This is a genomic window from Gaoshiqia hydrogeniformans (assembly GCF_049347105.1).
Taxonomy (GTDB): domain Bacteria; phylum Bacteroidota; class Bacteroidia; order Bacteroidales; family Prolixibacteraceae; genus Gaoshiqia; species Gaoshiqia hydrogeniformans.
Map to the genome: position 1 here is coordinate 378,846 of NZ_CP186334.1, position 25,667 is coordinate 404,512.

At 47.9% G+C, this 25,667-nt stretch carries 11 protein-coding genes; all 11 read right to left on the reverse strand.

Annotated elements, in window-relative coordinates; translation table 11 throughout:
* Positions 1-5: 5 nt before the first annotated feature.
* The gene (locus ACOIT5_RS01610) at positions 6-3,059 is read right to left on the reverse strand and encodes a glycosyl hydrolase (RefSeq protein ID WP_423128721.1); all 3,054 of its coding nucleotides are present in this window, start codon (positions 3,057-3,059) and stop codon (positions 6-8) included.
* 26 nt (positions 3,060-3,085) lie between these two features.
* On the reverse strand, positions 3,086-4,840 hold the full coding sequence (locus ACOIT5_RS01615) for an alpha-L-rhamnosidase C-terminal domain-containing protein (protein ID WP_423128722.1): 1,755 nt from the start codon (positions 4,838-4,840) through the stop codon (positions 3,086-3,088).
* 47 nt (positions 4,841-4,887) lie between these two features.
* Complete coding sequence (locus tag ACOIT5_RS01620; RefSeq protein WP_423128723.1) at positions 4,888-7,704, reverse strand: family 78 glycoside hydrolase catalytic domain; 2,817 nt, start codon at positions 7,702-7,704, stop codon at positions 4,888-4,890.
* Positions 7,701-9,503, reverse strand: a complete 1,803-nt coding sequence (locus ACOIT5_RS01625) for a hypothetical protein (RefSeq protein WP_423128724.1) — start codon at positions 9,501-9,503, stop codon at positions 7,701-7,703. The genes ACOIT5_RS01620 and ACOIT5_RS01625 overlap by 4 nt, the downstream gene beginning before the upstream one ends.
* Positions 9,504-9,562: 59 nt before the next feature.
* Positions 9,563-10,756 carry a glycosyltransferase WbsX family protein gene (locus tag ACOIT5_RS01630; RefSeq protein ID WP_423128725.1) on the reverse strand — a complete coding sequence of 398 codons (1,194 nt, stop codon included), beginning with the start codon at positions 10,754-10,756 and terminating at the stop codon, positions 9,563-9,565.
* Between the two features lie 34 nt (positions 10,757-10,790).
* Complete coding sequence (locus tag ACOIT5_RS01635; protein ID WP_423128726.1) at positions 10,791-12,854, reverse strand: hypothetical protein; 2,064 nt, start codon at positions 12,852-12,854, stop codon at positions 10,791-10,793.
* 25 nt (positions 12,855-12,879) lie between these two features.
* Positions 12,880-15,705, reverse strand: coding sequence for a hypothetical protein (locus tag ACOIT5_RS01640; RefSeq protein WP_423128727.1), 2,826 nt, complete (start codon positions 15,703-15,705; stop codon positions 12,880-12,882).
* Positions 15,706-15,827: 122 nt separating this feature from the next.
* Entirely contained in the window at positions 15,828-19,073 is a 3,246-nt protein-coding gene (locus tag ACOIT5_RS01645; protein WP_423128728.1) for a glycosyl hydrolase, read from the reverse strand.
* 50 nt (positions 19,074-19,123) lie between these two features.
* Positions 19,124-20,932 carry a hypothetical protein gene (locus tag ACOIT5_RS01650; RefSeq protein WP_423128729.1) on the reverse strand — a complete coding sequence of 603 codons (1,809 nt, stop codon included), beginning with the start codon at positions 20,930-20,932 and terminating at the stop codon, positions 19,124-19,126.
* Positions 20,933-21,018: 86 nt separating this feature from the next.
* Positions 21,019-23,181 carry a DUF5722 domain-containing protein gene (locus ACOIT5_RS01655; RefSeq protein ID WP_423128730.1) on the reverse strand — a complete coding sequence of 721 codons (2,163 nt, stop codon included), beginning with the start codon at positions 23,179-23,181 and terminating at the stop codon, positions 21,019-21,021.
* A gap of 45 nt (positions 23,182-23,226) precedes the next feature.
* Positions 23,227-25,644: a family 78 glycoside hydrolase catalytic domain gene (locus tag ACOIT5_RS01660; protein ID WP_423128731.1), complete on the reverse strand. Its 2,418-nt coding sequence runs from the start codon at positions 25,642-25,644 to the stop codon at positions 23,227-23,229.
* Between the last annotated feature and the right edge of the window lie 23 nt (positions 25,645-25,667).

Consider the following 25,667-nt stretch of genomic DNA (forward strand, 5'->3'; position numbering starts at 1 on the left):
GACTTTTAACCCGGACTTGGTGTTTCCTGAAGAATAACAACAGGCCCCAATAAGCCCGATTTCATTAAGGGAGAATCTGCACGATAAAACCGGAAGGTGGTGAACGTATATCGACCGCTTGTCCGGGGATTTCCCTGGAGCAACCATTCCGGCCACTGTCCGTTTACAATTCCGTCATCCGGGAAAGCTTCATCGCCGATCAGTCGATTCACCCAAAGGTTAGCAACCTGAATCTCCACCTGGTTCTCCCTTTGTTTCACCGCATCGGTTATTTCTACCTGCCAGGGCGCTGTCCATACAACACCAAGATCTTTACCATTCAATATCACGCGGGCAATATTTTTTACTTCGCCCAAATGCAGATAAAACTTATTGTTCGGCTTAAATGAATCAAAGGTAAATTGTTGTTGATAGGTGGCAATCCCTGAATAGAAACGGATACCCTCTTCCTGCCGCTTTGACCAGTCCTCAAGCGTATGGAATATGGCTGTTTCCGGGCCGCCCCACTTCGGATCAAACGAAACGTTCCAGCTTCCCTCAAGATTCTGAACCGGATTGACCGCATTGAAATTCTTGGCTTCGGATAACTTACCAACTGCCTGGTTTCCGTTAAAAACAACAAAGTAGCTTTGGTAAGCATCAAATTCCAACGGTACGGTGGTGTATCCGTTCTCCCGAATGAATTCTTTCAACTCCCTGGTTTCACCGGTAAGCGGATTCCACAACTCAACAGTGCCTTCATCGGTACGAAAAATGCAATCGGCGCTGATTTTTTCTTCTTCCCGGTTTGCAACAAAATAAACCTCAGCCTGATCGAGATGCTTGTGGGTATACCTCACCGGTCCATTACTTTGAAAGTCCTCATTAACTCCAATTTCCTTCAAAAGCGCTGCAGTTGCTTCACACACCGGATACAACTCCCTGTTGACAAACTCAGAAAGACTTCCGCCCCAATAGATCTGTCCTTTTCCATACCCACGGGAAGTTACTTGTGCCGGAGGAATGACAGAGCCCCAGATCTGACCGGCAGTCTCCCGAACCTGTTTATCACAGTCGGGATAATTGGTCAGACTGGGTGATTTTACAGGTGGAGGTCCGGTTACCCGGGCTCCGGCGCGAACCAGCTCTTCAATTTTTGCAAGTAACTCAGGAGTCATTGTTTTTTGAGCAGGAAGCACCAACAGGTGATAAGAAGCTCCTCCCGGGAATACAATTTTATGATTCTCAACCGAGGCATTCGCCAGCATCAATGGTGAACAGCCGTCAAAGTTATATCCTTTCCTGTCGGGAATCGTGTCGTTTCCTTCCATGGCCGAATGTGGCGGACGAAAAACATGGGGGGCACCCTCCGGAGTCAGGTAAAGTACATCAGCAACTGTCTGGCCCTGTTGTAATACAAATGAACAGCGGGAAATATACTTGTGATAATCCTGGACCATAGGCCACCAGGTTTGCCCCCGGTCCCAATGTACGCCGTAGGGGCCCATCGTCATTCCCGGACGGTAATGCTCACCAAGCGACTTATGGGCAAAGGTATGGTAGATCAATTTGTTGATCCCGGTTGCAAAAGCCCAGTCGCCCTGATTTTTCAATGTAGCCGGACAGGCTGTAAAACCTTCACGTCCGTAATCGGCGGTAAAGGCTTCGGCAGCAACCACCGGGCGCCCCATTACATGAGCGATCGAAGTTGCTTCGATACATCCGAACGACGAATTAAAGCCAAGGCCCTTCAGCCAAAACTCACAACTCGGCACATCAGCAACCGCACCCAGATCGAGATCGGCACAGGGATTCATATCATACGGCTGAATAGACAAATCGAGGCCATAACGCCTGGCCATTTTTTTTATGTAACCGGCATGATTTTCCAGCACCAATTCCTGAGCGGTAAGGCGCAGGTCCCAAAGGAACCTTTCGCTTTGGTCAACACTCCCGACAACCTGGCCGCTGTAAACCGGAAAAAAAGGAAGCGGATCGTATGCCCGCCTGGCTTTAAACTCGTCGCGAAAATGATCACTCCAGTTTTGCGCACCCATCTCCCAGCTATCCATGTGTAAACGGAACAGGCCCCCGTCCTTCGAGGCTTTCGTAAAGTCTGACTTTGCAAACAGTTTGCCAATAAAGGCATCAAAATGGTTTTTAAAGGCAACAGTGTCAAATTTATCGCATTCAAAACCAATTCCCGGATAGGGAGCCGGCCGGGTGACTGCGCCGTTGTTTCGCATTCCCAAACGGATCACGGTCCATTCTCCTTCAGGAACTTTCCATTCGAGAGTTCCGTCTGCCTGAAGTTTTGAGCTTAGATCAATTATCGTTGCAAGATCCACAGCAGCCTGACCAACTTCATCCGTAGGATAACCGGGTTCCGGGAGATAGGGTTTAACACCGGCCATCGACGTGTAGGGTGCTCTCACAAAAAGCGCTTTCTCATCGATATTGGTAATTTTGACAGCACTTTTCGGCGTTGGATATGCCAGCACGGCCACATCCTGATAATAGGCATCGCGGTGTTCCCGGAGTTCAGGAGTCAGCGTGCCTTCACCAAAGAAAGGCCTTTGGGGAGACGGTTTTGGCAGGATTACCTTTTGCACGGAAGGACCACGCAACTCAACCGAACTGCTCACCAGGTGCCGCATCGACTCTTCGGCCTTCACCCACGGTCCGCCGCTCCCGGTCCAGCCCGGGCCAACACCCAAGGTGAGGGTTATTCCGAGGCGTTTGCTTTCTTTCATCGCATGTGCAAACAACTCCTGCCACTCGTCGCTCAAAAAATCGACTTTGCCTCGTGGTACGCCCACATTCACTTCCAAAAAAAGAACATTACCAATCCCCGCTTCCTTCATCGATTCCAGGTCGGCAGTCATGGCTTCGCGCGAAAGATTGCCGTCCATAAAATACCAGTAAACACCGGGACGAACAGAGTCGGGAGGATTGACGAATAATTTCTTCATATCCTCCAATGTGATCGTAGAACGGCTGTTTTTCCCGTTATGGGGTTGAATGCAATGGTGCAATCCTGCCACACACAGCAATAGCAATGTAATTAATCTGGTTTTCATTGGCTTAGGTTATACATAACATGGACTTACCTGACAATTTTAACTCCTTTCGGCGCTTTCACCGAAGTGGCAATTTTTCCATCTGCATTTTTTCTGTGTTTAATTTCGATAATACCCTGAGGCGTCGGAAAGGTTCCTTCCACCCATTCCAGATCGCCCAGGTGCGGTTCAATTTTGATTTTTTTACAGCCGGGTTCAAGCACATTCACTCCTAAAACATACCGGGTCAGCCAGGGTGTGGGCCCCGAAGCCCATCCGTGGCAAAGGCTGTGGCGGTAACTTTTGTAACAATAATCGCCATAAACGCCATGCACATCAACTTTACCTTCGGGAACAATTTCATCAATCCGGGAAGCATTTTCCTTCCAGTCGATATTGAAGTCTTCCCAAAAAGTAGTTGCTCCAAGATCGAGCATACTTCCCCAATACGTACGAATATTGTCGATTGCCCCCTGGTAATCGCCGGCTTTTGCCCTGGCATTCAGCATATAGTAACCATAAAAAGTCGACATTTGATGTACGCCGCCTTCGGCCAAAAGCTCTTTATTTGATTTTTCTGCAGGAACCAGTCCCGACAAGGCCAGCAATGCAGCAGCCTGTTTCGAATGATTGAAGTCAGGAACATGTTTCTTCAACTTTTCGGCTGTTTCGCGGCAAAAAGCGGCTGAACCCTGATCCCCAAGGACACTTAGCAATTCGCCGCCTGCTTCAAAAGTCATCACCATCATCGACTGCAAACCGGCATGAACCGCCCCTGGGTTTTCACTGGAGGGCCAGTCCATAAAACGGTGGCCATCGAGAATCTCCTTTCCATTGGCATCAATTTTTGTAGCCAGGTGCTTCAACAAGGCTGTCAGGTAGTCCTGCTGTTCTTTCAGGTAGCCGAGGTCGCCATGATAAACATACCAGTCTCGGTGAATCAGCACCCACCACATCGAATAAGAACTGATTCCGTTCATCCAGTTGGGCAAGGGAGTCAGGTCACGGGCCAGGTCAAGGCTTTTGGGAACCACATCCTGATATCCAAAAACAGTATTAACGGTCATCACTTCGGGATGAAGGTCGCCAACCCACACCAAACGATCGCGCTTGATTCCATCCCACAGGTAGTTTTGCATATTCAGATGGACCGTATAGGCACCCGTCATCCAAATCCGGTTCAGTTGTTCATCATTACAGGTAAACGAACCCAGGTAAGGGATATCGCGATATTTAAAAACGGCATTGATTTCCTTGATTTCAATTTTTGTACCCGGGTCAACCAGATCGATGCGGACGAAACGAAAACCGGTGTCGCCCACTTCGAGACGGCCAAGCCAGGGTAACGTGAGCACAAAATCGCGCATGGCATGGTCGTTTGTGGCTCCGTTTTCAACAATATCGCTCATGGTTTCTGCTACCGATTCGCCAAAGCGGATCCGGATCCGGCCAGCCGGATTGGAGTTACTGATGGTTGTTACAATTTCCAATCCGCCATGAATTTCACAACCAAAATCAAGGATAATTCCGGGAAATGATTCTTCGGAACTGACCAAGGTCAAATAGTTCCCCTGGTTTAAATCAGCCTGACCGATACCGGGTTTCAAAATACTTTCTGCATGGTGAACCTGATTTCCGGTTTTATCGGAGGTCCAGACAATCCGCGTTGGCGTTAAATAGGCTTGGGACACCTCAGCCGAACGAATCTGTTTGTTGGCAGAGTTCAATACGGGAGGTATTTGCGCAAAAATCCCTGCAGTCAAAATCTGAAAGAATAGAATTAAGACGATTTTGTTCTTCATATCAATCATTTTATATCTGTGATTTAAAAACTGTTTCAACGATAAATTCAATCACTAATCTGAATGGTAAAACAACCTGATGGAAAATGATACAACGTTTTACTGCCTTTTATTCGGGCCACAGTAAAAATCTTTTCGTTCAGCAGATTATTGTTGACCATCAACTTTTTTGCATTGGGCAAGGCTACCAAACCGGTTGAATTCGCAGGAATTTCGATCTGCCACTCCACCGCTTCATTTTTTTGTTTCCAGTTGCTAACAATCGTTCCGTAAGGTGATTCAATTGAGGCTTTAGCCCAATCCATCAGATCCGTAAATAAGGGATCAAACCGAATTACTTTAAATCCATACCCGGACGAATCGGGGCGAATACCTGCTATATCTTCAAAAAAACAAATATCGTAACCGGCTTGCATCGGATGGTTGTGCGACGCTTCGCGACCGCTTTCTTCACTGACCTCACTAACCGGCAATGTTTCCCAAAGCGATGTCGCATTGGCTTCATCCCACATTCTGGCAAAACTGTTCTCACCGGTTTTTGTAAACAGGTTAAATGCCGCCCCGGCCTGACCATAACGGGCCAGCATGCTGCCAATCCGGCCGATTCCGAAGATTCCGCTATTCATAAAGCCGTCGTGTTTCTCATTCATATTCCGAACAACAGCATCAGCCACGGCAAATTCATCGCCCTGAGGAACCAGTCCGAAATCGAGCGCCATCACATCAGCAGTCTGGCTCCCAAATGTTTTTTCTGAAGCATTGTACATAGTAGCCACCATTTCGGCGGCGATCAGTTCCTTTTTCCCAGCATATTTCTCTGTATCATCTTCATAGCCAAGCAATCGCGCAGTCTGTTCCATGATGCAAACATCGAGGTAATGAAAAGCTGTGGACGTAAATTCAATGGGCGTATCGATACGCTCGTTTCCCCCCGGAGGACACCAATCACCCAGCCCCTGGTAAACAATGTGCCTGGTTTTCTGATTGTATTCTGAAGTTCGTTCGGCGTCGGAAGCCAGGCTTGCAACATGGTCGGTCCACTGTTTCATGTCGGGGTAACAGTCTTCGAGAACAGCTTTGTTCCCGTAGTAAACATACAACCACCAGGGCAGCTGGACCAACGCCGTCCCCCAGTCGGGCGAGGCAACTCCACAAAGGCGCATTCCGGGAGCAATCATGTAGGGCAAACCGGATGGCTTTTCGGTAAAATAAAACGTGGTATTAAACCTTTCATGAAACAAGGTATTCTTCTCTAAAGGATTGGCTCCCGAACGGATGTCATTCAGGTATTTTTCCCAGAAATTATTCATTTGCAGGTTCACGTTGGCCATTTTTACGTAGGCATGCGAATCTCCCAGCCAACCGCATTTTTCGCGGTCGGGGCAATCGGTCGGAATTCCGTGCATGTTGCTAAATACAGTCCGCATGGCCAGTTCGTGCAAGCGGTTGATTTGTGGTTCCGAACATTCAAACGAACCCGTATGTTCCAAATCGCTGTGTACCACAACCAGACTTAAGGTTGAGAGATCGGGGGTTCCGTTAAAGCCGCTGAGTTCGGCATAGCGAAATCCATGATAAGTAAAGCGGGGCATCCAGCGCTCTTTTTCCCTACCCCGGCAGATGTATTGGTTCCCGAATATTTTCCCGTGATGAATCCAACCAAGCGTGGAAAAATCCAGACCGCCGTCTTTGTTTGCTTCTTCAGCCATTCTAATCCGAAGTTGAGTGCCTGCCGGCTGCTCCGCTTGCAGCAGCACGATTCCGGCAGCATTTACACCAAAATCGAAGATCCAGTTGCCCGACGCATCCTGCCACCTGTCAACGGCCTGAACCACCTGCTTTTTTCGAATCGGATTTATCAGCTGGGGTTTTAATATTGGAGGAGCAGCTTTTTCAACCAGTTGGACCGGCTGCCAGGCTTCATCCTGAAAATCGGGGGAGCTCCATCCCTCAATTTCCTGCCTGGCATCGTATGATTCCCCTAAATAAATGTTTGACTTGAGAACAGGGCCTTCATGCCAGGTCCAGCTTTCATCGCTTGCAACGATGTCTTGCGAGCCATTGCTGTATGTAATGACCAACTGAGCCCTCAACATGGGCGGACCATAACTAAAGGGAGCTCCCTGCCAGGCTTCATCCTGTGCAAACCAACCGTTTCCCGGCATCACCCCGATACAGTTTTCTCCTTTACAAATCAGATGAGTAACATCAAATGTACTGTACAAGGCGTACTGTTCATAATTGGTTTGCGCCGGATCTAAAAAACGCGTCGAATCGACCAACTGCCCGTTCAAATAGATTTCGCACGCACCCAGTCCGCAAAAATACATGGTAGCTCTTTTTATTTCAGAATTTTTGCGTTCATCCGTCTGAAATGTTTTTCGAAAATAAGGCAAGGCGGTTTCTTTCGAATAGGGATAGGTAATCCATTTGCCAGCCCAGGATCCATCGCTTAACAAACCGATTGAAAAAGAGGCCGGCTCACTCCAGGTGCTAACATTTCCATGATTATCCCAAACCCGTACACGCCAGAAATATTTCCCGGTTTCTTCCAGCGAAATATTCTCAGGTATAATATCGAACTGCCCATCAGACAACTGTTTCCCTGATTTCCAGACATCAGGTTTTCCGTTGGCGAATAAACTTTCGGAAGTGGCTATCTGAACCTCCCAGGCAGTTTGAGCAACTCCCAACTCCGCTGTTTTTATTTTCCAGCTAAACGAAGGATTTTCAATTCCTTCCGGGTTAAGCAGATTACAACACCGAAGGTCGTCCACTTTCAGATCAGCATTCTCCGGTGTGCATGCCGATACCGTAAAAATCAAGATCAGTATTAAGATCTGTTGTAATCCTGATTTTTTCATTTTATTGAGGTATATATAAAGTTAAACCGTCCGCCGGGCGCTAAGTCCCCGTTAATGTACCAATCCAGCGGATCGGTTTCATCCTGCATGTTGTCCGACCATTTAAATTCCAGGTCCGGATAAGCGGAAAGTTTCAGGTATTGAAGTGGTATGGAGTACATCATCTTGTTTTTATCCAGTTGAAGGTCGATTTCTACCAGGTTTTCCCATGCTCCGCCTGAATATACCTGCAATTTATTTCCTTCTGCTACCCTGAAATCATACCCCAGCCAGCCGGTATTTGAATTCCTGTCGGAATTGATGTACAGGTTCATCCAGTTTTTTCCCTGCTCCCTTGTTATTGCGTCGCTGGTTTGCGCAAAAAAGTACAGATGGGTCGCGTCATTGACAACCTTCATAATCGAAAGGTCGTTACGCCCCGAATTATTGGTATACACCCTCTCCGGAACTGATTCAGCCCCGGGATGATTCCGTACTTTTGTGTCGCCGGTATAATCGGTGTAAGTTAAAGGTACATCGTTCCAGTCGCTTAATTTCTGAATCGTTTTTTGCCCGCTTGTTGTTGTATGAGGCGCCGCGCCTTTGTACCTGCGAATATTCGCCACCATCTGCATGTAATAATTATCGTTCAGGCCGGCTGTGCGCGTGGGTTCTATGTCGCGGCTGTATTCAGGATCGGCCTGATCGCAGAAAAACGAATGTTTGGGATTTCCATCCGGGCTTTTCCACCTTCCTGCAATCCATTCGTTCCATCCGGTAATAAAAATGAAAGGAGGATCTTCATTTAGTGCAAAATCCCACTGTTCCTGCACATTGTATCCATAAAAAATATCTTTTTCAGGGTTGCCTTGCGAACCATTTCGGAAGCTGCGCCCCCAGTTGTTCCTGTTTCCGTAAAACGCCGAACCTCCCATACCTGCCGGCACGTCGGGATGTTGTGCCACCGAAACATTCACGATTTCCTTTCCGCCCTTTGCATTGGTATAAACCTGCTGCGGACGTTTGAATTCGATCCACGGCCAACCGTTTGTTTTAACAGGTTCGTTGGGCCACTGCGATTCACGAAAAGTAAAAAATGATTCATAATCTTTCCCGCCGGCTTCGCTGCTGATCCCAATGATTAATGGTTTTCCGTCAAGGCGGTACCAACACGAAGGATGATAATGCGGCGCTCCCTGCCGGTAATAGGTATTGTAAACATTCTGCATGGTTTTCCCCGATTCGGTATTGGTGTAATACACAAGGCGGGGCGCATGTTTACCCTGCGCCTGAATGTCTTTAATGGCCTGCATTAAAGCTTCCGACTGTTCAGGATAAATCAGCGTGTTGGTAGCATCAATGATCAGGAAATCAACCTGTGCATCGGTGAGTAGCTGCATGTTGCGCAAATGTACCCAGTAATCGTCGCCCCGGTAATATCCGTACAATGGTTTTCCCCAGAAATAATATCCTCCAACCGAAGTCGTTCCCCAGTTCGGATGGTTAAAATTTTCCAGTACTTCAGGATAGGCAGGAATAATTTCGGTTAAATCCCAATATTTTTCTGACGTCGTTGAAGCTTTGTCTCCCTGCCATAAGAAGTAGAAAATACCGACCTGCCGGTTGGCTTTCGGATCTCCCACTTCTTCGTTCAAAGGCAGTACACGTCCCAACTCGTCGGTTCCGGCCAAGGGTTGAGAAACCGGGATATCCGAAGAAATAATAATTTTCTTTTCTTTTTCATCTCCTTGATCCGTACAACCGGGAACCGACATCCAATAAAAAGCAGTGGTAATTAGTAGTAAAAGTCGTTTTTGCATCGCCATCAATTTTATTTTATTGAAAAACAGAAACTTTCCATTGTCTCTTGCTTATTCATCTATTGTCCATTCATCGCTTTTTTCAGCGCTTCGAGATAGCCGTAGTTCCATGTCGTGTCGGGCTCCAGGTAACTTCCTTCCGACCATTCGTTCCAGGCATTTATCGTAATCAACTTTGTCGTATAGTGGTGCTGATCAACAAAATCTTTTGCTTTTTGCACATAACGGCCAAATTTTTCAGGCGTTGAATTGCTGATATAACCTGCCTTAAATAAAAAGCGTGGATTGGCATCCCAGCTTATCGTGACATTTGGGAAACAGGGAATTGAAAAATCCTTCAAGAAATCCGGCCACATGGCTGTAGAAGCGTCTGCCCATTGTTCATAATCGCCATCCGGATTTTGAAGGTGCGCCCAGCAATAATTGGTTAAACTGTTAAAACCAAGATATGAAAGTACCTGATCCTGGCTTTCAATACGATCACCGGGTACGCCGGTAATCGACGAGGGAAGCGCCGACCATAAAATACCTTGTAAATGCAATCCGGGGAAACCCGCTTCGATCGTTTTTTTCCTGAAATGATCAAGGGCTTCTTTGGTTTGTCCGGCTCCGCCCAAACCATCGATAAGCGTATTGAGTTCGTAAATACAGAATACAGGTTCACCATCAATTTTGTAATATAAAGGATTTTTGAAATACTTTTCAATCACCCGGTCAACCACCACATTAAATTGCTCCCGGTCAACTTCTCCCGCCCAAATAACAGAATCAATACCGGGGTTATCAACATCCCAATAAGTAGTGGCATCATGATTGGCCCACATCAGATAGAATTTCATCCGGTTGTTGTTGGCTCCAAGAAAACCCTTATCCACACAATCTTCGAGGAAAGGTTCGCCACGGTACCAATACCAATCGAAGATAAAAACATCAACTCCGTAATTTACAGCCGTTTCAATTTTCCGATCCATTACTTTCGGATCGGCCTCATCAACATATCCCCAAAGTGGCACTTTGGGCTGCCGGTGCCCGTCTTCCTTCGACACCGCGTTGTAGATTATCTCCCACTCCCCTTTTTTGTCGGGGAAAAGAAATTCGGCTTTGGGCTCGTAATGATAAGCCGGCCAGTAAAAAGCAGCTACCGTATAATCATCTTTCGGTGGCACCTCGGGCTGACATGCCCCAAGAAATACAAGGACAAACAGTAAGCATAAGCCGGTTATTTTTGACATCGCTAATTGTCGGTTTTTCATCTTTATGCGTTTTACGAATTCAGCATCGTTCAAATTATCTGCTCCAAATCAACCGGTAATTAAATCTTCGGTTCGGGGCAGTATCTCCATGTGTACAAAGCGAAATCGGGTCTTTCAACTCTGTTGGATTGTCGGACCATTTAAAATCAAAAGTGAACTGATTGCCGGTCAGATTTAAAAGTTCGCGGGGCACTGATAGTTCGAGCTGATTTCCGGAAGTCCGGTAATCCAACTCAGCTATTTCTTTCCACATGCCCTCGTTTTGCGAAGCTACGTATCGCATCAGAGTCGTCGTTTTTTCATCCTTCACATTTTTATTAATCAGAAAATCGTAACCATGCCAACCGGTTTCCGGGTTGTTGTCGGCATCGATCAACAGCAGCATCCAGTTATTTCCGTCGTGCGAAGTCAGCTTGTCCGACGTTTCAGCGTAAAAGCCGATATTTTTCTTATCAACGGCCACCTTGGCCGTAATGAGATCGTTTCGCCCCGAACTGTTGACGTAATGAATACCGGCATAACCAATCGCATCGCGGTGGAAGATATCGCCGCGGGTATCGCGGAACTCGTTCCGGATTTTTTTCCATTCCCCGAAATCCCCGTCAGCTTTGACCGAATGGTAGCCTTTTTGATTGGGGATTGGCCGGATGCCCTTGTATTTACGGATGTTCTGGGCCATCTGCATATAATAATTATCCGTGTAGCCACCTTTCATCGGGTGGATACACCGGTTGAACTCGGCATTATACTGATCGACAAAAAAGAACGGATTGTCGCGGCCCAGCCAGGGAGTGGTTCCGCCGCCATCAGGCTGATACTTACCTGCCGTCCACTCATTCCAGTCGTTGATATACAGGAATTCCGGATTCGCAGCCAGGGCCTCGTCCCACCGTTCCTGAAAATAAATGCCGTAATCGGTCGGATTTTTCACTATTTTTCCCAACCACGGAACATACGCAGAATCGGGCATATCATATTCATTGAGTTTGGGTTGTCCGTTTTCGCGCGACCACGATTTGCCAACACCCATGTTCTCTTTGGTCATGGTAACCGGATGCTGCGCCGGGGTAACAGCCGCCTGCTCCCTTTTTCCGTGATGTGTCGACAGCAATTCTTCCGGTTTCAGGGCTTTCACTTTGGGATCGGCCATGCTGTAACCAAAGCTCCAGTTATCTTCCGTTCCGATATAACGTTTGCCTCCCCATTCGTAGTAACCCCACCACATCGTACGCAGACTAAAGAAATCTTTCACCTCTTTGGTGTAATCCTGGTAAAATTCCTCCGCATAATCCGGATCCTGGTAATGAGGATGGTTCGGATCGGTTTTCGCTGCAGGATCGAAGTGCGGATTGGGGTGGGTAATTCCGCCTCTGTTGGCATCGAAACCGGGAGTGCCATTATACAGCAACAAGGGTTTTTCGTCCCAGTAAAACCAGAGATCTTTATATTTTTCCTGTTTGTAAATCCGGTCGTATAAGTCCTGCACGACGGTAATCACCGGGCCGTTGAATGCCCAGAAGATGAACTGCGGCACTTTGTTTCCTTCAGCTTTCATTTTCTGCATCGTACTGAACGTAATTTCCCACTCGTCCCAATAGCGCACTGCGTTGGTTACATCCATCACCAGCACGTCAACACCGGCATCAGCAAGCATCGACATGTCTTTCCTGATCACGTACTCATCCTGGCTGAGGAAATAACCCATTTCCGGCTCGCCCCAGTGATAAGAACCTTCGGTCCAAAGCGGGTGTTTGGCATCCAGGCGCGCTGCCGGGTCGGTGTCCAGAATTTTGGTTACATCGGCCTGGTAGGGTTGTTTCAGGTTGGCCAGTCCCTGACCATGCCAGGTAATGTAAAAGATCCCGACAACACGGCGTTGATCATTTTTAACCGGCCCAACTTCCAAAAAATCAGGCATCGGGCGGCCAAGTGCATCACTGCCCACCCAGGTATCCGGATAAATATCGCGGAAATAGTCGTCCTTATTTTCAGAAACAGAGGAGGAGGTATCCGCTTTTTCCCGTGTTTGGCAGGAAAGAATACCCACTGCGACCATCAGCAGAAAAAGGAATCGTTTAGGATTTACAAATGCTTTCATTATTTCATGTTTACAGGTTAGGTTTTCAAATATTTATCGTCAGCCATTTCCCGGAAATGGAATCGTCGACGTTCAGTTCAATGCCTCCGTCAATCATTTTTAAGGGGATGGTTTGCTTTCCTACTTTAATGTTTGGCGGAATTTTGTTAGCCGAAACAGGCAGTTTTACGGTACCGGAGCCAGTCACCTGGACATGATAGACGGTTTGTTTACCTTTTGTTTCGGGAATGAAAACGACCTTTGAAAGAGGCTTTTCTGAAAAACGATATACTTTCCCGTCGACGGAAATTTCGTTACAGTCGTTCCCGATAAAAGCGACCAGCTTATTTTCATTGGTTCGGAAAGCCATCCATAAGCGTCCTTTGTAGGAAACACGGTGACCGCTGATTGCCGCGTTATCCAGCTCAATCCGGTCGGAGGATAATGGATTTACAGCCAACGCTTTGGCGTCGTTTTCGGCATTTCGGGAGAACCCGCCTTCCCAGTTTTCGCGATGGGTGCGGTAATGACGCACGATCATGGTTGTTGTATTCGGAAAACGCGTCACAAAATAGTCGGACGTACGCGAAACAACCGTTGGGTTATCGTTCACTCCGGGTATGATCCCTGATGAGGGATAAGCCCCGGCAGCGTTCAGCGTTTCAAACAACGTGCGTGTCTCGTACCCGAGGCTTTGCGACTGGTCGTCGCGTGGCCGGAAACCCAGGTAGTAAAATTCGCCTTGCCCGTGCCGGGTCCTCACGCCTATTGTTTTTCCGTCGCAGCGGGCAAGCACTTCATTCCCATTCGATTCAACCGGATAAACCCGATCGACCAGAAAATCAGTCAGAATGGTTTGTTTCGGAACATTCGAGAAACTTCCGGAAAATACAACTTCTTTCCCGGCTGCAATTTCGCCCATATAATTGTCGACATGATACGTGGCACCTGATAATTCCTGCCATTGTCTGGTGCAATCATTTCCTTCAGAGTCAAGCAAAGGAGGCGTCCCAAACCAAAGAACTTTCCCGCCTTTCTCGACAAACTGAGAGAGCAAACCGAGCAAGCCTTTCTCCGGAAGAGGTTCAAACAAAACGACAATAGCGCCGTACTTTTTGTCTTTTACGGCAAGTTTGCCATCGTCCTGCAATTTTGCCATTTGCACCAGTTTTTCGGCCGACAAGTAATTTGCATAACCGTACTGCGTCATCCAACTACCAAAACGTTCTTCGGTGGCCACCAGGCTCATCGGGTAGAGCGCCAGCACCTCCACATCGCGGTGAACACCCCCGGTGATCATGGAAATATCGCGTGGTGCCTGCGCACCAAACGCATGATTGATTGCCATCCGGCGTTCCAGCGCTTCGGCAGGAAAGCCCCAGGCGGCGGCATAGGCATTCGGGTATTTGTTGATCACGCCTATCGACGCAGCCATCGCTGCACCGTAATAGTTGCGGTCGCTCCACCCGCATTCGGCAAAATCGTTCCCGGTAGGCTCCAGGTATTCGCCCCACTTAAAATAATCGTAACAGGCTGCCGATGCCTGATGGACCGTGTTGCTCCATACAAAGTTGGATGTGTATTCGTATTGTCCCTGAAAGCCCGGCAACTTTTCGGTGTTCCACAGATCAATGGTCGGGCTTTCGGCCCAGGACGCATGTGCACCGGTTTTCAGCTCGCGTTTAAAAAGCGATTCGGCATAGGTCTTCGCATCTTTGAACAGATCGACAACCCCGTTATTGAGCAGTTTATAGTAGCGGTCGCGCAAGAGAAACGTTCGGTGAATATCCTCCGGATCCGGTCCCATTACGTATTGAACATTCAGCACCGACATGGCAAAAGGTTCGTAACCGGGCGCTCCGTAAGCAAAATAAAGCAGGTATTTATCATCGAAAGGCTGCCCGAATTTTTGGGTATATACTTCTGCAAAACTTTTGGTTAGGTAACGTTCGGCAAACTGGCCGTTTTCGTGGTGACTGAAATAGCTCCAGTCCTGCTGGATGTGCATTTCGTCGGAATATAAGGCAGTGAGGTTTACTTTTTTGTCGTAGTATTTCTTCATCAGCGTTTTAAGGAACACCGGCGCATCGGCATTGAAATAGTCCATTTCCTGTGTTTCATATTCCAGCATCACCATCACCCGGTCGTAACCCAAAAATTCAGGCGTATTGCCAAACACATGCAAAAGCCGCATATCAATGCTTTGCCCGATACCGCGCGCGGCATAATTCATCGTGTCGGTTGCTTCGTATTTCACGTCCGTCAGCAAAACAATATCTTCAGGTTTCACCACACGGTATGGCAGATGCCCGCCGCTTTCTTTAAACGCATAAGCTTTCACTCCCCTCAAGCTGACCGGAGATTTGCCTTTGTTATTGGTCCAGTAGAGTTGCTGCCAGATGGAGATGTTAAATTTCCCGGTTTTGGGATCCCGAAATCCCACTTTATAGGCCAGCCATCGCCCGCTGTTGCCGGTTTGCTTTTTATAAGCCTGCCCCAATTCCAGCGGGCTTAACAAACTCAAACAGAGCCCCAGATCATACTCCTTGGCAAAGTCGCTTATGATCTTTATTTTATCGACATATTCATCCATATCGGGTGTTAGCTTTCGCTCGGCGCCGGTATCGTTCCGGTACTGCCTGAAAAATTCGTCGAAAGCCACAATTAACTCATGTGAAGCACCGTTTTTCCCTTCTTCGCAGATTTGTCGTAAACTACGAACGTACTTGTTGTAACCAAGCGACAAATCCAGTTGCCGGTCGGGATCGGTTAAACCTTCCAACTGCTGGTCGCTGGTAAGAATAACCGACTGCGCATTGAGCTGAAGAACAGCCGTTATTAAAAGGACAAGTAACCGTATTTTAAGATTCATTTTATTTCGTTTTATCAGTTATTTAATATGGTATTAAACTGACGATCTGAACCAGGACAAGAGATTCACCCTTCCGTGAAAATTAAACGTTTGCCTTCTGCCTGATTTCTGTTGACTTGACATTAGTACTTCACCCTCTCAACCCTTACTGGTCCGAATAAGCCCGAGGGTTGCAACGCACTATTGGCCTTGTACTCGTTGACCGGGCACCATGTTTTTCGTTGGTCTTCGGGCAGGTTTAAGTCACCTATGAGCCGGTTCACCCAAGTGTTTACCACATCAATCCGAAGCGTATTTTCACCTTGAGTTACCAGATCAGTCATATCGAGTTGATAGGGAGGCGTCCAAATACCGCCTGCATATTTTCCGTTCACATAAACTTTTGCCATGGCTGTTAAATCGCCCAGGCTAAGTCGTATATTTTCTCCGGTTGCCAAGCCGTCGATGCTGAAGGTCTGTTCGTAGGAAGCCGATCCTGAATAATATCTGATTCTCTCATCCGAAGATTGTGCCCAGTCGATCAGTTTATCAAAAACCACGGGTTCTTCAGGTCCGCGTTGCGAGGGATCAAACCGGACTTTCCACGCCTGGTTTAAATTTGCGAGAACCGTTGGTTCCGGGTAATTAGCCTCCACTCCCTGTGCCTTGGATTTGCCCGCCTTTTTTCGGAACACAACAAATACACTTTCGTAAGGAGCCAACTTAAGAGGAACCGATGTTGTGTTTTCAAGTTGCCCGTAAGCAGGAAGCTCCCGCACCGATCCGGCTGTTGCATCCCAAAGCTCGGGTTGCAAGCCTTTGATCCTGAATTCAGGCGTAATTAGCCTGGTTTCGTTGGTTTGGTTGCTTATAAAATAAATTTCAGCACCATCCATTGCCCGGTGGCCGAAATGAACAGAGCGGTCGTCGGGCAATTTGCAGTCGGGAACACAGCCAATCAGCTCAAAAGCTTCCTCCATATTCATCCCGTTCATGATGATGCCCTTCCCGAATTGGCGCGACTTCACTTTTTCTCCGTCAACATCAGCCCACAATTCAGCAGCCATTTCGGCAACCTGCTGATCGGCCCCGGGCTGATTTTGCTGACTGGGCGAACGCTTGGGCGCCGGACCAAGCACAACGGCACCCTCGTTAACAAGCTGCCTGATTTTTGCCAGCAGTTCGGGGCGCATGGTCTCCAGCCCGGGCAACACCAAAATCCGGTATTGTGTGCCATGTGGCAGCGTCATCAAACCGTCTTTCACCGTCATGTATTTCTCAATTACCTCAGCATTCATGTAGTCGAACTGATAACCCACGGGAAGTCCGGGATCAGTAATTCCGGTCATTTTTGGGGCATCTTCGCCAATAAAATAAGCCACATCAGCTACATTCAACCCTTGCTGAAGCATGTAATTCGAACGTTTCAGGTAATCAACAAAAACATCCAACTGGGGATACCAGGTGTTTTTCCGGTTGAACTCATTTCCAAACCAGGCATTCACCCCCGGATTTTTATCTTCATAAGCTTGCGAGATGTATACATGCAACAGGGTATTGTTAATTCCTTCTGCAAAAAAACGATCCGTCCGTTGCTTAAAACTGGCCGGGTACCGGCTGAAGGAACCTCCGGCAACCGTATTGGATTCGGCAGATATCTTTGTTTTCCCGTAGATATGCCCGCAGGAAGTAGCCGCCCGGTTTTCGATATTTCCCAACTCGCCTTCGCTCCAAAATTCACCGCCAATCTCATCCGACTGTCCGCCGTACATCAAAAACTCGCCGGGGAATCCCCAGTGCCCGTAATTTTCGAGCCAGGTATGCAGTCCGTATTTGTGGCTTACCTCCCGTAAACCTCCCACATAATCGTAAGCCACTTTATCGGCGACCATACGTCTCATGTCCCACAAAAAGCGGTCGGATTCCAACTGGCTGTTTACGACAAATCCCTGGAAGACCGGCAAAAACGGAATCGGATCGTACCCGTATCTTTCTTTAAACTCAACCAGAAAATCGTCGGTAAAGTTCTGTCCCCCTGTTTCATAACTATCCTGCACCACCACTTTAAACGTCTTTCTGTCGGCTTTGGGAATACGCTTCAATATCTGGCCAATGTATGCGTAGAAATGCTTCTCCACGTGTTTTTTGCTCATTTTATCGATTTCCAAACCTGTTGCTTCGGGCGATGCCGGGGCGTTGGTCACTCCGGTTGGCGTCATTCCGGTACGAAGAATTATCCAATTTCCCTCCGGAACATCCCATCTTAATGTGCCATCCGAAGCCAGGTTTTTGCTCAGATCAACAACTTTCGAAGCGTCAATCACAGTCGATTGATCATCAGGTTCGGCTTGTTGTGGCCACTGGTATTCGTGCCAGTAAGGAAGCGGGGTTTGATACATTTTGGCCATTGTTTTTTCAGGAAAACGTTCCACTTGTGGCGCTGAAGACAATTCCACTTCAGCCAGGCCAATTCCCGGATGGGTATTTTTCACGACCAGCCGGAATGAAGTTGCCGTAACAGCAGGAAATGAAACCACAACCGGAGCATAAGGATCGAAACCTACATTTAAAGCGGCATTGTACCGGTCAATCTGAAATTCGGAAATCGTGCGATAAGTTCCGTCATTTTCCTTCACCTGAAGCAGAGCCGGGTTGTTGATTGGTTTTTCGATGGAAATAATTGAGAGGCTGCGTGCTGTAAAAGGCGCTTTTGCTTCAAAATCGACGGTGAAATCACCGTTTGCCGGGAAGTTAAGCCCGGTGGCAGTGTTTTTATCGGTCAGCTTCGACAAGCCTGTTACGTTTGGTAAAGAAGTCATCCGTCCTGTTTCAGAATCAAAAATCTGCCCGTAGAATTTTGGTTCGGGACAGGCAATTACGTTCACATCCTGAAAAGGCTCAACCGGCTTTTCCAGTTTCTGACTAAGTTTTTGCGGGCCTTTTACACGCAATTCCGAAGTAGCCAGATAACGCATGGCTTCATTGGGTTGCACCCACGGGCCGCCCGACTGGCTCCAGCCCGGCGAATTGAAGATGCCAATTTCTATATTTAATTCGGTCGCTTTTTTAAGCGCGGCATGAAGGATCTCCCACCATTCGTCGCTGAATATTTTTACATTCCCGTAAGGCACATCATCCTGCCCGATGTAGCCGATAAAAGCCCGGTTGATGCCGGCCTCTTTCATCGATTCCAGATCATTTTCAACCCCTTCTTTCGAAATATTATCCGAAATCCAGTACCAGTAAACGCTGGTTTGGATCGAATCGGGCGGATTGACAAAAACAGTTTCCATTTCCCTGGTGGATTCTGCACTCTGAGGTTGCCCGCAAGAGACAAGCAGCGCCACTCCGACTAAAAAAAAGACGATTAACGATAAAGCAGTTTTCATCTATATTGATTTTTTTGATTTGTTAGTTTCACCTGATTTTACCTGCTTACTTATTCGGCATATACAAAATTGAAACGTCCGCCGGGGGCCGTATCTCCATTAACATAAAAATCCATGATATTCCCGTTTTCCTGCATGTTATCGTTCCATTTGAATTCAATGTCAACGCTCTTTCCAACCAAATTCAGGATATTCCGGGGGATTTCCAGTTCCAGCTTGTTTCCGTTAACCGCATAACTTATGTCGGCTGCTTTTTCCCACTCCCAGCGGTTTCCAAGGTTTTTTTCCACGGTTGCTTTTTTGCCCGGGCCCACCCGGTTAACAATGAAATCATAGCCGTTCCAGCCTGTTGATTGATCGCGGTCGGCATCAATAAAAAGCATCATCCAGTTACCGTCGGTTTTAGGTGAAAGCGCTTCCGCCGTTTCTACGTAGAAGTAAATGTTTGCTTGATCGCGTGCGACCTTGGCCCTTACAATGTCGTTTCTTCCGGTGTTATTCCGGTAATACTGGTCGTAGCGGCCCCGGTGGTCACGGTGGATCGTGTTTCCCCGGTAATGCTGATAATCCGGTGTAACATCATCCCATTGACCCTGCTTGCCCGGTTTAATGGTTTTGGGGGCAGATATTTTTTCGGGGGCAGTCATTCCTTTAAATTTACGCACCTGGTCGGTTAGCTGCAGGTAATATACATCACCCTTGTCTCCCCAGCCTTTGTTGGGCTCAATGTCCCTGCTGCGCTCCCAGTCAAACTGGTCGACAAACGAAAACGGATCGCCTGTCCAGCTATGTTCCGGAAGCCACTGCCCGGCAATAAATTCGTTCCAACCGGTCACGAAAACCAGCTCCGGGTCAAGTTCAAAAGCACGTTCCCACTGTTCCATGAAATTCCACCCGTACAAATATCCGTCGACCCGGGGATCGAAACCGTTTCGCTGACTGAAGCTGCGGCTAAATGATCCGGGCAGGTTAAATGCGCTGCAATGCCCGTTGGTTTCGGGACAGGCGTTTTGGGCAATGCCCACGGTTACCTGTTCATATTTTCCATCAGCGCCTTTCACATATCCATGTTGCGGGTAATTTTCGAGCCATCCCCAGTGGTCGTTTCTTTTCGGTCCATCCACATAGTCGGGTTGCCCCGGACGAAAGGTGAAGAAATTGGCAATCTCCCGGTCTTCTTCCGAATCAGTCAGGTTGTCGGGATAACCCATGATACAGGGTTTACCTTTCCAGATGAACCACAGATTTTTATATCTCCCTGGTTTGTACACATCGCGGTACAGCTGCCGGAGTGAGACCAGCGAGTGGGGAACCGGGCCAAACGGCAGCATGTAGGCTATTTTCGGTACATCTACCCCATCTTTTTGAGCCTGGTCCCAGGTTTTCAGCAAGGCTTCGTATGAATCCTGCCAGGTCAGGCTGCCGTTAGTGCAATCGAAAAAAACGGCATCAACACCGGCATCGGCCAGCATTTCGGCGTGTTTGCGCAATACCCACGGATCGGTTGTTTTATAGTATCCCAGCAATGGTTGTTCCCAGAAAAAGAATCCCGGTCGCTTTGTACCCCAGGCCGGATGGTGGTAATCTTTCATCGCCTCAGGATACTGCCGAACAATCTCCGTGATGTTTTTCACCTGGTAGGTAGTATCATCGTTTCCCTGGTGCCAGGTCCAGTAAAACATGGCAATAAACTTGTCTTTCTTCTTTTCTCCGGCCTCCTGGTAGTTGCGTACCTTCCGCCCAAGAGCATCTGTTGCTGCCCATTGGTCGCTAACGACCGGCTGAGCTGCCGATGGCCCAAACCAACAACAAGCTATTGTTGCCGCTACGATTGATCCGATTAGATTTTTCTTAGTCATGGTTATTATTTAGTTGGTTTAATTTTTCTTTTTAAGTGTCACTTGTCAATCATTTCAATAAGCCGGGATGCACAACAACCTCTCTCTTAATTGATTGGCCCGACATAAGCCACTTCATCCCAGTTTTGAATCCCGATCAGCGTTTTATACGGATCAAAGACGGCATCTTCCTGACCGGTATCAGCAGCCTGGTAGGCAAACCAAACCGGTTTCCGTCCACCCGGGTCGGCCGCGTCGTCGGGAAAACGGCGTAAGCCGATCCGTAATCCGTCTTCCAAGCGGTTATCAATCCAATTGTGCCATTGGAACGCATCGATTCCGTCCAGATTTTTCAGTTTTTTCCAGGCATAGGCAAAACCGGCAGCCTGTTCTTTCAAATCGATATCTCTGTATGTTCGTGAATTGGTTCCGTTTTCAGATAACCAAAGTGTCCGTTTTTCGGTACCCTGGTATTTATTTTCCGGCTTTTTAATCCAGGCGTCCAGCACTTCCAGATTTTTAAATGTGACCAGCGGCGAGTTCATGCTAAATGTGGCGTTCGCATCATTCCAGGTTTTCGGCTCGTTCAGATCCTGCGGGTAAGGATGACATGCCAGTCCCCACTGAAAATCGCCCTCAGCATCGCAATAATCCTTTAAGGTTTTCAACATGTTTTTGGTGGCATAATATTTTGATCCGACGGCCTCGGCCCACGAATGGGTGAATGAGCCAAATACTTCGCTGTGTGCATCGTATTGCCGGGCAATGTTATAACACAACCTTATCGATTTGATGTAGGTATCCATGTAAACCAACATCGGTTTGTCGCCCATATTGGTCCACGAAAGCCCGGCATCCACCTCGTTGTGCATAATCCAGTGATGAATGCGCCCGTAAGCATGATCGCTGCGGCAATAACGACTTGCCAGAAAATCGAGCGCCGCGGCATAACAATTAACGCTTGCCGGAGTCGTCAGGTTGGGCATGGTATAAATTCCTTCGGAGGTGTAATCGGGGTGTTGCAGCAATTTCCCGATTTCGGGATCAGCACATTGCGAAGCATTTTGCACCAAAATGATAGCCGCCACCACGATATTTTTTGAACGGGCTGCCTGCATCGTCCGGTCAAGAGCTTCTACCCTCGTCCGGTCGAAATAATATGTTTTATCGCCATAGGAATGGGTAATGGCATTGGAACGCGATTGCAGGTACATGAATTCCGTGAACGCAACATTTACCGTGGCGCTTGTAATGTGCAGATCGTCCAGGTCAGTCTGAAAACCGCGGTCGGCAGCATAACCTCCCAAACCTTTTCTCCCGGAAGGCCGTTGCGGGCTCATCGTTTGATTGGGTGTGATCTGCCCGGCATAACGGGCATGAGAAATAATTTCATCGGATGATGTTCCTTTTTTGACGATCACCCATTTGGATAACAGCCGATCGTATCTGAATCCGTTACGTGACACAAAACGATCGAGGGTGATTGCAAAAGACGATTCGCTTAAGGGGTAACTGTTGGTGAATTTCTCGATCTGCGTCAATTGGTCAGAGGGCGCCACTTCGCACAGGCTGATCTCGCCCTCGCCTGAAAAAGTTCCCCGAATGGTGATGTTTGACGGACCTGCCTGAACATCGGAAATTTGCGAACTAAAACCCGATGAGAGGTATTTGCTCAGATTGGATTCCAGCAGAAGGTCATTGGCTAGCCGGTCTTCGCGTTCCTTTGCCAGAGCTTCCTCAGCAGCATTCCGGGCCCTCAGTTGCATGTTCCTGATTTGAATAAGCACGCCCGACTTATTGCCAAAATCGAGGCGCAGGAAATTACCCGAATTTCCCCAGGAAAACTTTTTGATTTCGTCGCCTGCATCAAACGAAAAGGTGCGCCAGACGCTTGTTGCCGGAAGCGCTTCGGTTTTAACCGACCGGTCTTCGCTTATCGGCGGTCCGAAGAAAATCTGAAGATCACTGATCTCTCTGTTGCTTTGGTATTCGAAGGTAAAAACAAGCTGTTCCGACGGATTTGCACTGGTCAGCGGAACCAGCGACACGTAGGGATCTTCGCCGGTAGTAGTCAATTCGTATTGATAAGATCCCTTCGGATTAATCTCAAGCTGGTTTGCCGAAGAGGTCTGAAGACTCAAATAATTGGATTTAACAATCGTGACAGGCTCGCCCGGCAGGTCTTTTTTACACGAAAAGAGAATGAACAAAACAGATATAAACAACGTGTACGTAACCGCTCTGTCCGGTATCCGATGGTCAAATTTCATAGGTTCCTGGTTTTGCTGATTAATCTTTAAGTTCGCTTTAAATACTTACTTCTTTACAATTACATAATCGCCGGGGCCAAGCTCTTTCTCAAAATAAATTCCCTGATAATCAGCCTCATTGGTTTTTGTTTCTTTTTGTTGATGAAAAATGGTGACAGCGCCGTTTTCCGATCGGGTCGTTCTGAATAGTGCGCGTGTTCCTGCCGGAATTGAAATCAGGTAGGTAATCTCGCCTGAATCCGACCTTTCCCAGTTTGATTTGATGTCGCCAAACGGTGTTTTGTATGAGGTCTTCACATAACTCAGCCCCTCAGGAGTGTGCGGTTCCAGGAGAAACTTCAGGAAGCCCGGATTATGTTCGTCGGGACGAATGCCGCCCAGCCAGCGGTAAAACCATTCGGAAACGCTTCCAAACATGGGATGACAATTGGAGTAAGTGTTGTCGCTTTCTTTCCAGGTTTCCCATAAGGTTGTAGCTCCGCGCGACAGCATGAAACCCCAGCCCGGATAATCGCGGCTATTCACGATATTAAAAACCTCCTGCGTTAAACCGGCCTGCGACAAGGCTTCCAAAATATACTTGGTGCCGAAAATCCCGGTGATAAAATGGCCGTTTTCTGCATTTTTTACCGAAGCCATCAACGAATCGACCGCAAACGGCCGTTCATGTTCCGGAATAGCAGCGGAATACAGTAAAGATGAAAACAAAGTTTGTTTGTTGATATGCTCGTTCACAAGCCCTGAAGTACGCCAGAATGTTTCCTGCAGCTTTTGTCGAAGACCGGTTTCCAGCTCAGTGAATTTTGTTTCGTTGGCGCGGTCGCCCATCAAGGCTGCGAATTTCTTCATCACTCCTGCAGCCTGCAAATAATGGCTGGTCCCGGTCACCTGAACCGGAACGGGTATCAACGATTCGTGGTCGCCCAAACCGTTGTCAACCAGCAAATCGGGGTGCAAACGAGCTGCTTTCTCCATCCATTTCAGGTTGAAATCGTACAATTCGTTAACGATTTCCAGGTCGCCGTAATACAGGTATAGCTGATACTGAAGAAACAAAAATGCCGACTCCCAGCTGATTCCGCAATACTGAAGGCCGACAAAGGGAGCCGTATCGATAAAAACAGAATCGTTCATGGCATCCACCCAGTCGTAAATTGTTTTTCGGTAAAACCCGTGCATATCAAAATTGTAAATAAACGATTCGGAAACCGCGTTGATATCGCCGCCATACCCGAATTTCTCGCGGGCGGGGCAATCCGACTGAACACTCACCAGGTTCGATTTGAAGGTGCGGATGCTTATTTCCTGAATGGCATTCAGCAATTCGGAAGAAGATTCAAAATGATTGCAGGCCTCCACAGCCGAATTCAGGGCCAATCCCTCGATATCGGTGGTTTTTGGTTCATATTTCAACCCGCTGATCTCGAGGTAACGGAACGTATGGAAGGTAAATTCAGGTGAATACCAAAGCTCCCGTTTTTCGCCGAACACATAAGCATCTGTTTGCCAGGCAATATCAGGAGCTCCCGGGCCACCAACCCCGGCCTGCTTAATTTGCCCGCAAACGGTAGTCATCGGGTTTAACCGGCCATCGTCGTAAACCCGCTCCCCAAACCTGAGCGTGATGGTATCGCCCGGATTTCCCATGAGCCTGATTTTATAAATTCCGGCAAAATTGACTCCCAGATCTGCCAGATAGACACCTTTGCCGGAACTTGTGATTTTTACCGGACTTATCCGGTCGGTGACTTTAACCGAAGGAAAAAACTGCGGCTGAAGTTTTCCTCCCGGTGAATCTACCATACAAGCGGTTTTCCAGTCCGAATCATCATAACCCGGCAAATCCCAGCCGGGAAGTTCCTTTCGGGCATCGTACCATTCGCCTAAGTAAACATTGTTTTTAGTGATGGGCCCCTGAGCAAATTTCCAGGTATCGTCGGTTGATAACTCCCCGGTTTTTCCATTGGCATATTCCACCACCAGCCGGGCAGTAAACATTGGATTGCCTGTTGGTAAGGCATTCCGCAGGTTCAGGTACCCCCACATCTTCAGCGGCAGCGGATTGTAAAACCCATTGCCCAGGGTAAGCCCCATACAGTTCCTTCCCGCGTTCAGTTCTGAGGTGAGATCATATTCAGAATAATAGATCCGTTTACTGAAATCGGTCCAGGCCGGATCAAGATAACGATCACCAATCCGTTTGCCGTTTAAACTTGCCCGGTAATAACCGGCCGCAGTAATATAAAGTGTCGCCCTTTCTATTTTCGCGGAGTCGAGCTCAAACTCCTTGCGAAACAGCGGGGCCGGATGGTTTTCGTACATGGAAACCTCATCTGCAGAAACAGGCTGGCAGTCGCCAATCCATACCGACTGGTCTGAAAGGCCCGGAACGTTAGCCTGCTTTTCGCAGGAGATGGTGAGGCATGTGGCAATAAGCAGCAAAAGGAAGAGTGATTTTGTCATATGATACATCGTTTAGTTGGTTT

What these genes read in the sequence shown, in the direction of transcription:
- ACOIT5_RS01610 (WP_423128721.1), bottom strand. Translation starts at nt 3,059, where the DNA reads ATGAAAACCAGATTAATTACATTGCTATTGCTGTGTGTGGCAGGATTG.
- ACOIT5_RS01615 (WP_423128722.1), bottom strand. Translation starts at nt 4,840, where the DNA reads ATGAAGAACAAAATCGTCTTAATTCTATTCTTTCAGATTTTGACTGCA.
- ACOIT5_RS01620 (WP_423128723.1), bottom strand. Translation starts at nt 7,704, where the DNA reads ATGAAAAAATCAGGATTACAACAGATCTTAATACTGATCTTGATTTTT.
- ACOIT5_RS01625 (WP_423128724.1), bottom strand. Translation starts at nt 9,503, where the DNA reads ATGCAAAAACGACTTTTACTACTAATTACCACTGCTTTTTATTGGATG.
- ACOIT5_RS01630 (WP_423128725.1), bottom strand. Translation starts at nt 10,756, where the DNA reads ATGAAAAACCGACAATTAGCGATGTCAAAAATAACCGGCTTATGCTTA.
- ACOIT5_RS01635 (WP_423128726.1), bottom strand. Translation starts at nt 12,854, where the DNA reads ATGAAAGCATTTGTAAATCCTAAACGATTCCTTTTTCTGCTGATGGTC.
- ACOIT5_RS01640 (WP_423128727.1), bottom strand. Translation starts at nt 15,705, where the DNA reads ATGAATCTTAAAATACGGTTACTTGTCCTTTTAATAACGGCTGTTCTT.
- ACOIT5_RS01645 (WP_423128728.1), bottom strand. Translation starts at nt 19,073, where the DNA reads ATGAAAACTGCTTTATCGTTAATCGTCTTTTTTTTAGTCGGAGTGGCG.
- ACOIT5_RS01650 (WP_423128729.1), bottom strand. Translation starts at nt 20,932, where the DNA reads ATGACTAAGAAAAATCTAATCGGATCAATCGTAGCGGCAACAATAGCT.
- ACOIT5_RS01655 (WP_423128730.1), bottom strand. Translation starts at nt 23,181, where the DNA reads ATGAAATTTGACCATCGGATACCGGACAGAGCGGTTACGTACACGTTG.
- ACOIT5_RS01660 (WP_423128731.1), bottom strand. Translation starts at nt 25,644, where the DNA reads ATGACAAAATCACTCTTCCTTTTGCTGCTTATTGCCACATGCCTCACC.